This is a genomic window from Xanthobacter pseudotagetidis, assembly GCF_043194795.2.
Classification (GTDB): domain Bacteria; phylum Pseudomonadota; class Alphaproteobacteria; order Rhizobiales; family Xanthobacteraceae; genus Xanthobacter; species Xanthobacter tagetidis_A.
In genome coordinates this window covers 1,391,819-1,404,905 of record NZ_CM195534.1, presented here as the reverse complement: position 1 = coordinate 1,404,905, position 13,087 = coordinate 1,391,819, and the positions used below count along the sequence as shown (strand labels likewise).

At 70.6% G+C, this 13,087-nt stretch carries 12 protein-coding genes; 6 read left to right on the top strand and 6 right to left on the bottom strand.

What is annotated here, in order from left to right; genetic code table 11:
• Positions 1 to 158 precede the first annotated feature (158 nt).
• From V5F67_RS06495 to clcA, 5 genes are all read left to right on the top strand, one after another.
• Positions 159 to 881, top strand: coding sequence for an outer membrane protein (locus V5F67_RS06495; RefSeq protein WP_394019972.1), 723 nt, complete (start codon positions 159 to 161; stop codon positions 879 to 881).
• Positions 882 to 1,097: 216 nt separating this feature from the next.
• Positions 1,098 to 2,012 carry an MBL fold metallo-hydrolase gene (locus tag V5F67_RS06490; protein WP_394019974.1) on the top strand — a complete coding sequence of 305 codons (915 nt, stop codon included), beginning with the start codon at positions 1,098 to 1,100 and terminating at the stop codon, positions 2,010 to 2,012.
• Between the two features lie 36 nt (positions 2,013 to 2,048).
• Positions 2,049 to 2,714, top strand: coding sequence for an SOS response-associated peptidase (locus tag V5F67_RS06485; protein ID WP_394019976.1), 666 nt, complete (start codon positions 2,049 to 2,051; stop codon positions 2,712 to 2,714).
• Between the two features lie 141 nt (positions 2,715 to 2,855).
• Complete coding sequence (locus V5F67_RS06480; RefSeq protein WP_394019978.1) at positions 2,856 to 4,595, top strand: ABC transporter ATP-binding protein/permease; 1,740 nt, start codon at positions 2,856 to 2,858, stop codon at positions 4,593 to 4,595.
• A gap of 98 nt (positions 4,596 to 4,693) precedes the next feature.
• The gene (gene clcA, locus V5F67_RS06475; protein ID WP_394019980.1) at positions 4,694 to 6,061 is read left to right on the top strand and encodes a H(+)/Cl(-) exchange transporter ClcA; all 1,368 of its coding nucleotides are present in this window, start codon (positions 4,694 to 4,696) and stop codon (positions 6,059 to 6,061) included.
• Between the two features lie 6 nt (positions 6,062 to 6,067).
• Here clcA and V5F67_RS06470 read toward each other — a convergent pair whose 3' ends face one another.
• The 3 genes from V5F67_RS06470 to V5F67_RS06460 form a co-directional block, all read right to left on the bottom strand.
• On the bottom strand, positions 6,068 to 6,541 hold the full coding sequence (locus V5F67_RS06470) for an HPP family protein (RefSeq protein ID WP_394019982.1): 474 nt from the start codon (positions 6,539 to 6,541) through the stop codon (positions 6,068 to 6,070).
• A gap of 160 nt (positions 6,542 to 6,701) precedes the next feature.
• On the bottom strand, positions 6,702 to 7,505 hold the full coding sequence (locus V5F67_RS06465) for a ChbG/HpnK family deacetylase (protein ID WP_394019984.1): 804 nt from the start codon (positions 7,503 to 7,505) through the stop codon (positions 6,702 to 6,704).
• Complete coding sequence (locus V5F67_RS06460) at positions 7,502 to 8,572, bottom strand: glycosyltransferase family 2 protein (RefSeq protein WP_394019986.1); 1,071 nt, start codon at positions 8,570 to 8,572, stop codon at positions 7,502 to 7,504. The genes V5F67_RS06465 and V5F67_RS06460 overlap by 4 nt, the downstream gene beginning before the upstream one ends.
• A 299-nt stretch (positions 8,573 to 8,871) precedes the next feature.
• Here V5F67_RS06460 and V5F67_RS06455 point away from each other — a divergent pair, with 299 nt between their 5' ends.
• Positions 8,872 to 9,705: a universal stress protein gene (locus tag V5F67_RS06455; RefSeq protein WP_394019988.1), complete on the top strand. Its 834-nt coding sequence runs from the start codon at positions 8,872 to 8,874 to the stop codon at positions 9,703 to 9,705.
• 120 nt (positions 9,706 to 9,825) lie between these two features.
• Here the strand turns inward: V5F67_RS06455 and V5F67_RS06450 are convergent, their stop codons facing one another.
• The 3 genes from V5F67_RS06450 to V5F67_RS06440 form a co-directional block, all read right to left on the bottom strand.
• Positions 9,826 to 10,644, bottom strand: a complete 819-nt coding sequence (locus V5F67_RS06450) for an ABC transporter permease (protein WP_394019990.1) — start codon at positions 10,642 to 10,644, stop codon at positions 9,826 to 9,828.
• Between the two features lie 127 nt (positions 10,645 to 10,771).
• A complete protein-coding gene (locus V5F67_RS06445) occupies positions 10,772 to 11,689 on the bottom strand; it encodes an ABC transporter permease (RefSeq protein WP_394019992.1) in 918 nt (305 codons plus the stop codon).
• Positions 11,690 to 11,701: 12 nt separating this feature from the next.
• Positions 11,702 to 12,868 carry an ABC transporter ATP-binding protein gene (locus V5F67_RS06440; RefSeq protein WP_394019994.1) on the bottom strand — a complete coding sequence of 389 codons (1,167 nt, stop codon included), beginning with the start codon at positions 12,866 to 12,868 and terminating at the stop codon, positions 11,702 to 11,704.
• Positions 12,869 to 13,087: the final 219 nt, after the last annotated feature.

Sequence of the window (13,087 nt, the reverse complement as noted above, 5' to 3'; positions counted from 1 at the left end):
GGAGCCGCCGCGTTTTGGTTGCAAGTGTGGCAGGAAAGATACGGCTTTTTCCCCCGCCCCCTGCTAGACAGAGAGCACTGGACGACGCGACTCGTTTGGCGTGCATGGCTGGCGAGTGCAGATCATAAGACAGTTACCCAAGCTTAAGGGGGTTTCTCATGAAGCGGTTCCTTCTCGCCACTGTCGCGCTGGCGGCGCTCTCGGCTCCGGCCGCGGCGGCTGATCTGGCGACGAAGTATCCGGTCAAGGCGGTTGCCGTGCCGGTGTTCTCCTGGACCGGTTTCTACATCGGTGCCAACGTCGGCTACGGCGGTGACTCGGTCACCTATGACGCCTCCTTCGCCGGCGTCATCCCGCCGCTCACCGCCTCTGCCAGCCTGAACACCTCCGGCTTCTTCGTCGGCGGTCAGATCGGCTACAACTACCAGTTCTCGAACAACGTCGTGCTCGGCATCGAGACCGACCTGCAGTGGTCGGACATCTCCGGCAATCTGTCGGCCTCCTTCATGGGTCTGCCGATCGTCAGCGCCGGCTCCTCGGTCGACTACTTCGGCACCATCCGCGCCCGCCTCGGCTACGCGATCGATCGGTTCCTGCCCTACATCACCGGTGGTATCGCCTACGGCAAGAGCGGCACCGACGTGACCTTCATCGGCGTGCCGGTGTTCTCCGACAGCTCCACCAGCTGGGGCTGGACCCTCGGTGCCGGCGGCGAGTTCGCCATCACCAACCACTGGACGTTCAAGGCCGAGTACCTGTACGTCGACCTCGGCGACAACACGCTCGACCTGACCGGCATCGTGCCTCCGGGCTTCCCGCTGGCCATCAGCAACGACACCAAGTTCCACACCTTCAAGGCCGGTGTGAACTACAAGTTCTGATCGAAGCCACGCTTCGTTCGAGACCCGCTGCCGCAAGGCAGCGGGTTTTTCTTTGTCGCGGCGCCCGTCTTGTCCCGGCGCGCGCTTCTTCCGCCTTTCCTTCCGCCCCGATCTGGCCCAGCCTAGGGACTTGAAAGCCGTGGCGACGGGCATGGCCGCCGGCGCCGGCTCTCCTGGCTGCGTGCCCCCTGCCTCAACGCTCTCGTCCGGGATCCCATGAGCGAGGACATCACCTTCGACCGCAGCTTCGACGCCCCCTCAGGCCGGGTCGTCGAGGTCTCGCCCCTGGTCCGCCGCATCGTCGCGCCGAACCCGTCGCCCTTCACCTTCACCGGCACCTGCACCTACATCGTCGGCCGCGGGACGGTGGCGATCCTCGATCCGGGCCCCGACGACCCGGCCCATGTCGCCGCCGTGCTCGATGCGGTGCGCGGCGAGACGGTCTCCCACGTCTTCATCACCCACACGCACCGCGACCACTCCCCCGCCTGCCCGGCGGTCATCGCCGCCACGGGGGCCATTACCGTTGCGGAAGGGCCACACCGGCCCTCGCGCGCCATCGAGGTCGGCGAGGGGGCGCGGCTCGACGCCAGCGCCGACATGGACTTCCGCCCCGACATCGCCATCGGCGACGGCGAGACCCTTTCCGGCGCAGGCTGGACGCTCACCGCCGTCGCCACGCCCGGCCACACCGCGAACCACACCGCCTTCGCGCTGAAGGAGGAGGACCTCGTCTTCTCCGGCGACCACGTGATGGCGTGGGCCACCTCCATCGTCGCGCCGCCGGACGGCTCCATGGGCGACTACATCGCCTCGCTGGAGCGCCTCGCCGCGCGCACCGAGAAGGTCTATCTGCCCGGCCACGGCGGCCCGGTGCGCGACGCGCCGGCCCATGTGCGGGACTTTCTCGATCACCGCCATGCGCGCGAGGCGGCGATCCTGCGGGCGCTCGACCGCGATGCCTCGACCATTCCGGAGCTGGTGCGCGGCATCTATATCGGCCTCGACCCGCGCCTCACGGGCGCCGCCTCGCTCACGGTTCTGGCCCACCTGGAGCATCTGGTGGCCCAGGGACGGGTGGCGACCGATGGCCTCCCTTCCATCAACGGGCGGTTCCGGATCGCGGCGTGAGCGCGTCCGAGCGTCCGGCCTGAGCCGATCCGCGCCATGTGCTCGCGCTTCGTCCAGAACCTCTCGCCGCGCGCCTATGCGGAGCGCTACGGCGTCGGCCTCGACGTGCCGCTGCCCAACGCGCCCGCCCGCTGGACCGTGGCGCCCACGGACGACGCGCTGGTGCTGCGCCGCCATCCCGAGGCCGGCGATCTCCGCCTGTCGCTGCTGCGCTGGGGCCTGGTCCCGGTCTGGTCGCGGGACACGCGCGGCGCCGCGCGGCTCATCAATGCCCGCGCCGAGACGATCGCCGAGAAGCCGTCCTTCCGTGGCGCCTGGCACCGGCGGCGGCGCTGCGTGGTGCCGGCGGAGGGCTTCTATGAATGGACGCCAGGCCCGGGCGGCAAGGTGCCCCACTTCATCTTTCTCCGCGGCGGCGCCGGCATGGCGCTGGCCGGCCTGTGGGAGGGCTGGAAGGACCCGGCCTCCGGCGAATGGCTGCGCACCTTCACGCTTGTCACCTGCGCCGCCAACCCGGTGATGGCCGAGCTGCACGCGCGCATGCCCGTCATCCTCCACAGCGCCGACATTCCCCGCTACCTCGGCGACCCCGACCCGCGCGACCTCCTCGCCCCCTACCCGGCGGACGCCATGGCGCACCGCGCGGTCGACCCGGCCGAGGCGAAGCCGGGCGCCGCAGTGCCTGCGCGCGCAAAGAATTAAAGCGTGATGCGCGCAGCCTAACCTTGGGGCAGGGCTGCGAAACCTTTCCAATGTTTCATGCGACGGCCATCGTGCGGACATGGTCTTGCCGGCAAGGCTTCGGCTCCCGAAGCCGCGACAAGACCCACCGGAGACGGCCCCGTGCGCAAGCTCCTTCACCTCCTCGGCGACGTGCGCCGTCTCGCCTTGCCCTACTTCCGCAGCGAGGAGCGCGCCGTCGCGCTGGGCCTGCTCGGCGCCGTGGTGGCGCTGGAGCTCGCCTGGGTCTACGCCACCGTGCTGCTCAACGAGTGGAACGTCGCCTTCTACAATGCGATCCAGGACAAGGACCTCGCCGCCTTCCGCACCCAGCTTCTGGTGTTCTGCGCCATCGCCGCCGGCGCCATCGTCGTCGCCGTCTACCAGATCTACCTGAAGCAATGGCTGGTGATCCGCTGGCGCCGCTGGCTGACCCAGCGCTATCTCGATGCCTGGCTCTCGGACGACGTGCACTACCGCCTGCGCCTCAAGGGCGACGTCGCCGACAATCCCGACCAGCGCATCGCCGAGGACGTGCAGCTGTTCGTCAGCCGCACCATCTCCGTCGGCGTCGGCCTGCTGGGCGCCACGGTTTCGCTGGTCTCGTTCTCGGTCATCCTGTGGAGCCTGTCCGGCTCGCTGGCGGTCAGCCTGTTCGGGCACGAGGTGAACATTCCCGGCTACCTGTTCTTCGCCGCGCTGCTCTACTCCGCCGCCGGCACCCTCCTCGCCCATGTGATCGGCCGGCCCCTGGTGCGCCTCAATTTCGAGCAGCAGCGCTACGAGGCCGACTTCCGCGTCGATCTGGTGCGGGTGCGCGAGAACGGCGAGCAGATCGCGCTGCTCGACGGCGGGCCGGCGGAGGAGCGGCGCCTGTCGAGCCGCTTCGCCCGGGTCTGGGGCAACTTCTTCGAGATCATGCGGGCGCAGAAGCGGCTCACCTGGTTCACCGCCGGCTACAACCAGATCTCCAACATCTTTCCCTACGTGGTGGTGGCGCCGCGCTACTTCTCCGGCGGCATCCAGCTCGGCCAGCTGATGCAGACCGGCTCCGCCTTCGGATCGGTGCAGGGCGCCTTCTCCTTCTTCGTGTCGAGCTATGTGGAGCTCGCCGAATGGGCCTCGGTGGTCCAGCGCCTCACCGGCTTCGAGCGCGCCATGGCAGTGGCGCGCGCCGCCGAGCCGGCGTTCGCGTCCGCGCCGGGCGCCGACGGCGCGCTCGCCTTGTCGGGGCTCGACGTGCGCCTGCCCTCCGGCGCCCCGCTCATGGAGGTCGACGGCATCAGCCTGGCGCCGGGCGAACGGGTTCTCGTCACCGGCCCTTCCGGCGCCGGCAAGACCACGCTGCTGCGCGCCATCGCCGGCATCTGGCCCCACGGCAGCGGCGAGATCGCGCGCCACGCGCATCACCGGCTGCTGGTGCTGCCGCAGAAGCCGTACATCCCCTCGGGCCGGCTCGACGCCGCCCTGACCTATCCGGCGCCGCCGCAGAGCATCGCCCGCGCCGACCTGGAGCAGGTCCTCGGCGCCGTGGGCCTTCAGGGGCTCGCCATCCGGCTCGGCGAGGAGGCGCAATGGCCGCACGAGCTCTCGCTCGGCGAGCAGCAGCGTCTCGCGGTCGCACGGGCGCTGCTCCAGCAGCCGGACGTGCTGCTTCTGGACGAGGCGACGTCGGGGCTCGACGAGGCCGCCGAAGAGGAGGTGTACGGCCTGCTCAAGGCGCGCCTGCCCGAGGCCACCGTGATCTCCATCGGCCACCGCTCCACGCTGGTGCCCCTGCACGACCGGGTGCTCCACCTGCACGGCCCGGAGGCGCCGCGGGTGCTGCGGCCGGCGGGTCCGCCGGTGCTCCGCTCGGCCTGAGGCCGGCGCCGCGCTTGCGGCGCCGCACCATCCTCCGGTAAGCACGCAGGAACGCGCCGCGCTCCGGCCGGCGCCATCCTGCCCGGAGCGACGGATCATTGGCGGAAGAGACGATCGGCGCGCCCCGCGCCCCGCGCGATTGGGCCTACTACACCCTCGCCGCGCTGGTGGGCGTGATCGCCGGGGTGGTCGGCGCCCTGTTCCACATCGCCGTCGAGGATGCCGCGCGCTGGCACACGCTGCTCGACGGCGTGCTTGCAGGGCCTGCGCGGCTCGCCGCCCTTTCCGCCGGCTCGGCCGTCATGGTGGTGCTCTCCGTCGCGCTGGTGCGCTTCCTCGCGCCGGAGGCCGCGGGGTCGGGCGTGCAGGAGATCGAGGGCGCGCTCGAAGGCCTGCGGCCGGTGCGCTGGAAGCGCATTCTCCCGGTCAAGTTCGTCGGCGGCATCCTCGCCCTCGGCTCGGGCCTGGTGGCGGGGCGCGAGGGCCCCACCATCCATATGGGCGCCTCCGTCGCCAAGGCGGTGTCCGACGCCGCCGGCCTCGGCACGCGCGACATGCGCGGCCTGCTCGCCGCCGGCGGCGCGGCGGGCCTCGCCGCCGCCTTCAACGCCCCGCTCGCCGCCATCCTGTTCGTGATCGAGGAGACGCGCCGGCAGTTCCCCTACGGCTTCCGCACCTACAGCGCCGTCATCCTGTGCGCGGCCGCGAGCGCGGTGGCGACCGAGCTGATCGGCGGCACCGGCCCCGACCTCCGGCTCGACGTGCCGGAGATGCCGCTGGCGCTGCTGCCCGCCTTCATCGCCCTCGGCGCGATTCTCGGCTTTGTCGGGGTGGCCTTCAACCGCTGCCTGATCCTCGCCCTCGACGGCGCGCGCGCGGTGGGCCTCAAGGTCTCGCCCTATCTGGTGCCGCTGGTGGTGGGCGCGGCGGTCGGCCCGCTGCTGCTGCTGCGGCCGGAGGCCACGGGCGGCGGCGAGCAGCTCGCCGTCGCCCTTGCCGGGCAGAACCTGCCCGCGCTCACGCTGGCCGGCATCGTCGCCATCCGCTTCGTCATGACCATGGCGAGCTATTCCACCGGCATTCCCGGCGGCATCTTCGCGCCCATCCTCGCGCTTGCCACCGCCGTCGGGGTCCTGTTCGGCACGCTGCTCGGCATGGCGTTCGCGCTGCCGCCCGAGGCCACCGCCGCCTTCGCGGTCGCGGCGATGGGGGGCCTGTTCTCGGCCACCGTGCGGGCGCCGCTGGTGGGCATGGTGCTGGTGGCGGAGCTCACCGGCGCCTACGCGCTGCTGCTGCCGGTGATCTTCACCTGCCTGTTCGCGAACCTGGTCGCCGAGGCGCTGGGCGGCAAGCCGATCTACGAGCAGCTGCTGGAGCGCACGCTGCGCCTCGCCGGCCAGATTCCGCCGCCGTCCGACGCGCCGGAGGACATCGGCGGCTGGGATCAGCGCGTGCGGCGGGAGTGAGGCCGGTCAGCTCCAGCGGCGCGGCCACGCACCCCGCTGTCCCAGATTGTGCCAGACGAAGGCGAACAGCGCGAGCAGCGCCGCGCCGAGGCCGATCGGCACCAGCAGGAAGGTCGCCGGCAGCTGCTCGATGACGATGATGATCGGGTTGATGGCGGCCGGCGGGTGCATGGTGCCGGTCAGGCGCATGGCCACCATGGCGACCCCCACCGCCGCCGCCGCCACCACCTGCGACGGGCCGAACAGCCACAGCAGGAGGAGCCCGCACGACGCCGACACGAGGTGGCCGCCCACCAGCGCCCGCGGCTGGGCCGGGCTCGCCTCCGGCATGCCCATGACGACGACGATGGAGGTGGCGAACGGCACCAGAGCGAGCGGCGTCTCGCCGAGATCGGCGGCGATCTCCATGCCGCCCACGGCCAGCGCCCCGCCCAGCCCGCGCCAGATCCAGGTGCCGATTTCGCGCCAGTCGAGCCTCACCGCCGCGCCTCCCGCCGACGGGGGCGCGGGCCGCCAGGGAGGCCCGCCGTTCGGCGGGACAGGGGCATCAGGTCAGGCCGCATTCCCTATTCTGGAGCCGAGCCGATGCCGGCTGCAACGGCGAAGTCGCAGCTGACGATGGGGCAGCGGGCGCCTGCGGTCAGAAAAGACGCACGCCGGCGGACGCGAGCAGGCCGGGAAACGCATCCGAGGCGAGCACGGCATATTCGCGCGCGCGCTGGTCGGTGACCGGATCGCGGGCGGCGAGCGTCGCATCCACATGGCCGGGATGGACCATGGCAAGCCCGCCTTCGGGCAGCCCGGCAAGGAAGCGGCGCAGCAATGCTGCGAAGTCGGAGCCGGCGGAGAAGTCATACGCGCCCGCGAAGCGTCCCGACGTGCGCAGGCGAGCGCGCGCGGCGGCGGCGGGGAATCCGGCGCCGAACGCGCCGATGAGGCGCGCCTTGAGCCCCGGCCCGTCGAGCCCGGGCGCGGCCGGCCGGACATCGCGCAGCCAGGCGCCGGGCGCATGCCGCGCCGCAGCCGCGATCACCACGTCGCGCACCCCCGGCAGAACGTGGACGTGCTGGTGTCCGTCCACATGGTCGGGCGGCCGGCCGAAGACGGCCTGGAAGGTGGCGAACTGGGCCTCGACCTCGGCGGCGAGCGCCGCGCGATCGAGCCGTCCGGTCAGGAATTCGATCAGCCGCCCGGATAGGGTCGGAAAGCGCGCCGCCGGTGCGGTGAGCGGCGCAAAGCCTCCGGTCAGGGTCACATGCAGGCCGATGCTGACCGCGCGGCCGGCACAGGCGGCATCGAGCGCAGGCGCCGCCTCCGGCAGGCCCTCGAACACGGTCATGACCGAGGTGGCGTTCAGGCGGCCGAGCGCCACCAGCTCGCGGATGCCGCGGCTGACGCCGGGGGCGATGGCGTAGTCGTCCGCGCACAGGACGACGCGCTTCACCGGTCCTCCCCCGCCGTGGGCGCGGCGGGCGCCGCCGCCGGATGCGGATGGGCGTGGGGATGGCCGCCGGCGCCGTCGTGCCCGGCCTCGCCCTCGCCGCCGTGGCCGTGCGCGCCGGTGCCGTGGCTCAGCATGTGGTCGGCGACGAAATAGACCGGCCGGCCTTTGATCTCGGACAGGATCCGCGCCATGTACTCGCCCATCACGCCCATCACCAGGAGCTGGGCGCCGCCGATCACCATCAGCCCCACCACCACCGACGGATAGCCCGGCACGGGGATGCCCCAGACGAAGCGCTCGACGACGATCGACAGGCCGAAGATCAAGGCGAGGCCGGCGATCGCGGCGCCGAACAGGCCGGCGAGGCGCAGCGGCGCCGGCGAGAACGAGGTCAGGCCCTCCATGGACAGGCCCAGCAGCCGCAGCAGGCTGAACGAGGTCTTGCCGTGGGAGCGCGCGGCCGGCCGGTACGGCACCGCCACCTGGCGGTAGCCGACCCAGCTCGACAGGCCCTTGAAGAAGCGGTTGCGCTCGGGCATCCGCCGCAGCGCGGCGGTGGCCCGGGGCGACAGCAGGCGGAAGTCGGCCGCATCCTCGGGAATGGCCGTGGAGGCGCCGAAATTCAGGAGCCAGTAGAAGCTCCTGACGAACAGCCGCCGGCTCAGGGGCTCGTCGAGGCGGTCCGCCTTCACCGCGTAGGGCACGTCGTAGCCCTCGTCCTTCCACAGGCGCAGGAAGGTCGAGATCATCTCGGGCGGATGCTGGCCGTCCCCGTCCATGAACATGACCGCGTCGGCGCGGGCGTGGTCGAGGCCGGCGGCGAGCGCCGCCTCCTTGCCGAAATTGCGCGACAGCGCGACGACCTGGACATCCAGCATGCCGGCGGGAAGGCCCGCCGCGAGGCGCGCGCTGCCGTCGCGGCTGCCGTCGTCCACGTAGACGATCTCCATCCTCAGCCCGCGGGCGTTCGCCTCGGCCTCCGCCGCGCGCAGCAGCCGGTCGTGGAACGTCTGGAGGCCCTTGGCCTCATTGTAGAGCGGCACAACAATGCTGAGGTCGGGCGTCATGGCACACTCGTTCTGCGGCCCGCCGCCCGGGCTGCACGAAAGACGGATTGCGGTAGCATGGAAGTTCCTCTGGGGCAGCGAGATTTTTTCTCCGGCCGCGGAACCGATGGGCGACCCGGCCGTTATCTGTCTGTCGCGGTCAATGCCCCCCAACTGATCGCACATCCGGCGCGGTCGCCTTCCCCCCAAGGCGACCGCGTCTTCATCTCCAGGCCCTGTTGAGCTACATCAAGCGCGCGGATTTTCGGCGCGAATAGGGTATGGTCGCGGCGCCGAAGCGGCGGAGGGGGATGAAACGCATGATCCGGGACATTCTGGTCAATCTGGCCCAGGGCGTGGAGAAGGACAGCGCGTGCGAGTTCGCGGCGAGCCTCGCCGCCTATTTCGGCGCCCACATGACGGGCCTGTCCATCGCCTACGAGATCGACGTGCCGCCCTTCTACATGGGCGCGCTGCCGACCGACTTCATCGACGCGCAGTTGACCGAGAACCAGGCGGCGGCCGACAAGGCGACGGCGCGGTTCAAGGCCATCGCCGCCGAGGCCGGCGTCACGTTCGAGGCGCGCTCGCTCTCCGCCTCGCTCGGCGTGGCGGCGGGCAGCTTCGCCCACATGGCGCGGCTCTACGACCTCACCGTGGTCGCCCAGCCCAATCCCGATCTTCCGGGGCCGGAGGAGGTGATCGCCGAGACCGTGCTCATGGAGTCCGGCCGCGCGGTGCTGATGGTGCCCTACGTGCAGAAGACTCCGTTCGCCGTGGAGCGCGTGGTGGTGGCGTGGGATGGCGGCCGCGCCTGCGCGCGGGCGCTCGCCGAGGCGCTGCCGCTGCTGCACCGGGCGACGAGCGTCGAGGTGCTGCGCGTGGTCCATGCCAACGGCGACGTCACCGACGAGGAAGGCCCGGAGGTGGTGCGCCACCTGGCCCGGCACAATCTCGCCGCCAAGGTGCGCACGCTGCCGGTCGGCGCGGGCGAATCGGTCTCGTCCGCCATCCTCAACGAGATCTCGGACCGCGGCGCCGACCTGGTGGTGATGGGCGGCTACGGCCATTCGCGCCTGCGCGAGCTGGTGCTCGGCGGCGTGACGCGGGATATCCTCGCCTCCATGACCGCCCCGGTGCTGATGGCCCACTGACCGGTCCGGCACGCCTGGAACTCGGGGAGCCGGCGCGGAATCCGCGCCGGCTCTTTTTTATGGAATGACGCAGGATGGGACGCCGCGGGACGCGCGGCCGGGCGCGGGCGATCCCGCTCCTCAGCCCTTCATCGCCGCGCGCTCTTCCGCCTGGCGCTGGCTCTCGGCCCGCTTGGTGACCACGGAGGCGACGATCACCACCACGGTGACGATGGCGATCAGGATGGTGCAGACCGCGTTGATCTCCGGCGTCACGCCCAGGCGCACCTGGGAATAGATGCGCATCGGCAAGGTGGTGGCGCCCGGGCCGGTGGTGAAGCTCGCGATCACGAGGTCGTCCAGCGACAGCGTGAAGGCCAGCATGAAGCCGGAGATCACCGCCGGCAGGATCAGCGGCAGGGTGATGGTGAAGAAGGTCTTGAGCGGCGGCGAGCCGAGGTCGAGGGCCGCCTCCTCCAGCGTCATGTCGAAGGTGACGAGCCGCGACTGCACCACCACCGCCACGAAGCACATGGTGAAGGTGATGTGGGCGAGCGTCACGGTCCAGAAGCCGCGGTCGAAGTCCACCGCCACGAACAGCAGCAGCAGCGACAGGCCGGTGATGACCTCGGGCATGACGAGGGGGGCGTAGATCATGCCCGAGAACAGGGTCCGCCCCCTAAACCGCCCGTAGCGGGTGAGCGCCAGGGCCGCCATGGTGCCGAGCACGGTGGCGACGAGGGCGGAGACGAAGGCGACGCGCAGCGTCACCCAGGCGGCGTCGAGCAGCTGCTCGTTCTCCAGCAGCGACCAGTACCAGCGCGTGGAGAAGCCGCCCCACACCGTGACCAGGCGCGAATCGTTGAAGGAGTAGATCACCAGCAGCAGGATCGGGATGTAGAGGAAGGCGAACCCCAGCGCGATCGAGCTGACGTTGAACCAGGTGAGCCCGCGCCTCATTTGCCCGCCTCCCGGATCAGTGCCCGCGCCGCCACTGGGCCGGGCGCGGCTTCCCCCCTCTCCCCGGCGGGGAGAGGGATCGGGTGAGAGGCCACCGTCGCCGGTTCGCGATAGACGGCCGGCCCGCTCATTTGCCCGCCTCCAGCTCGCGCTGCTGGATGTTCTGGTAGATGACGATGGGCACCACCAGCACCAGCAGCAGCAGCACCGCCACCGCCGACGACACGGTCCAGGAGCGGTTCACCGTGAACTCGGTCCACAGCGACTTGCCGATCATCAGCGTGTCGGAGCCGCCGAGCAGGTCCGGGATCACGAACTCGCCCACCGCCGGGATGAAGCACAAGAGCGAGCCGGCGGCGACGCCCGGCAGCGAGAGCGGGAAGGTGATGGTCCAGAACGCCTTCCAGGGCGGGCAGCCGAGGTCCTCGGCCGCCTCCAGCAGCGTCATGTCCATCTTCTCCAGCGCCGAATAGAGCGGCAGCACCATGAAGGGCAGGTAGGAGTAGACGATGCCGATATAGACCGCGAGGTCGGTGTTGAGGATCTCCAGCGGGTCCTCGATCAGACCGATGCCCATCAGCGCCTGGTTCAGGAGGCCCTCCGGAGAGAGGATGCCGATCCAGGCGTAGACGCGGATCAGGAACGAGGTCCAGAACGGCAGGATCACCAGCATCAGCAGCGTCGGCTGGAGCGCGCGCGGCGCGCGCGCCATGCCGTAGGCGATCGGGTAGCCGGCGGCGAGCAGCAGCAGCGTCGAGATCGCAGCGATGACGAGGCTGGACCCGTAGGCCTGCAGGAACTCGTTCGAGAAGTCGAGCACATAGAAGTAGTTGTCGAAGGAGAGCTGGGACAGGAAGCTGCGGATGCCCTCCCATCCCGCCGAGAGGTCGAGCAGCGGCGTGTAGGGCGGCTGCGCCACCACGTCCTGCGAGAGCGAGATCTTGAAGACGATGAGGAACGGCGCGAGGAACAGCGCCAGCAGCCACAGATAGGGCAGCGCGACCACGAACGTCCGCCCCCAGCCTTTCTCGCTCGCGAGCGCCATTCCCGCCTCCCCTCAGCGTGTCAGGACGACGCCGGCATGGGGCGCGAACGTCACCCACACCTTGTCTTCCCAGGAGATGGGGCGCTGCACCACGCGCGAGAGGTTGGGCTGGGACACCTTGATGCGCGTGCCGCAGGGCAGCTCCACATGGTAGATGGAGAGGTCGCCGAGATAGCCGATGTCCCAGATGCTGCCCTCGAAGCAGTTCTCGGTGATGTCCGGCGGCTGGTCGAGGGTGATGCGCAGCTTCTCGGGGCGGATCGCCACCCAGGCCTCGTCTCCCGAGGCCGCCTCCACCTGCTGGGTCACGTGGATGGGGGTCGAGGTGATGGGCGTCGTCAGGATCGCCTGGTCGCCCTGGCAGGAGGTGACCTTGCACGCGATCAGGTTCACGTCGCCGATGAAGTCCGCCACGTAGCGCGTGGCCGGCTGCTCGTAGATCTCCGCCGGGGTCGCCACCTGCACCAGCACGCCCTGGTTCATGACCGCGATGCGGTCGGCCACGGTCATGGCCTCCTCCTGGTCGTGGGTGACGATCAGGAAGGTCATGCCGAGCTCCATCTGCAGGTCCATGAGCTCGAACTGGGTCTCCTCGCGCAGCTTCTTGTCGAGCGCGCCGAGCGGCTCGTCGAGCAGCAGCACCTTCGGGCGCTTGGCGAGCGAGCGGGCGAGCGCCACGCGCTGGCGCTGGCCGCCGGAAAGCTGGTGCGGCTTCCTCTTGGCGAACGAGGTGAGCTTGACGAGCTTCAGCATCTCCTCGACGCGGGCGTCGATGTCGGCCTTCGGCATCTTGTCCTGCTTGAGGCCGAAGGCGATGTTGTCGGCGACGCTCATGTGCGGGAACAGGGCGTAGGACTGGAACATCATGTTCACCGGCCGCCGGTAGGGCGGCACGCCGGACAGGTCCTGCCCGGCGAGGGTGACGCGCCCGGTGGTCGGCTCGTCGAAGCCGGCGAGCATGCGCATCAGCGTGGTCTTGCCGCAGCCCGAGGGGCCGAGCAGCGCGAAGAACTCGCGCTCGTAGATGTCCAGGGTGACGTCGTTGACGGCGGTGAAGTCGCCGAAGCGCTTCACCACGTTCTCGAACCGGATCAGCGGCGTCTTGGTGGGATCGCTCCAGGGGGCGAACGAACGCCGCACGGCGCCGATGGTTTCCTTGCGCGTCTTCTCCGAAGCCATGCTGATCCCCGCCCGGCGCCACCGCCTGCGATCAGGCTACTAAGGCGCGCGCCGACGCTCAAGCGTTGTGCACGCGCAAAATTAAAGCGCATCGCGCCCGTTCGCCGGGCACCGCGGCGCGCAGGGCCGGCGCTGCGCGGTCGCGCGAACCGATGCGTCCCGGGGCGCCTGCGCGCGGGGCGCCGGGTTAGGCGGCCGGCCGCGCGCACGCTCCTGTTC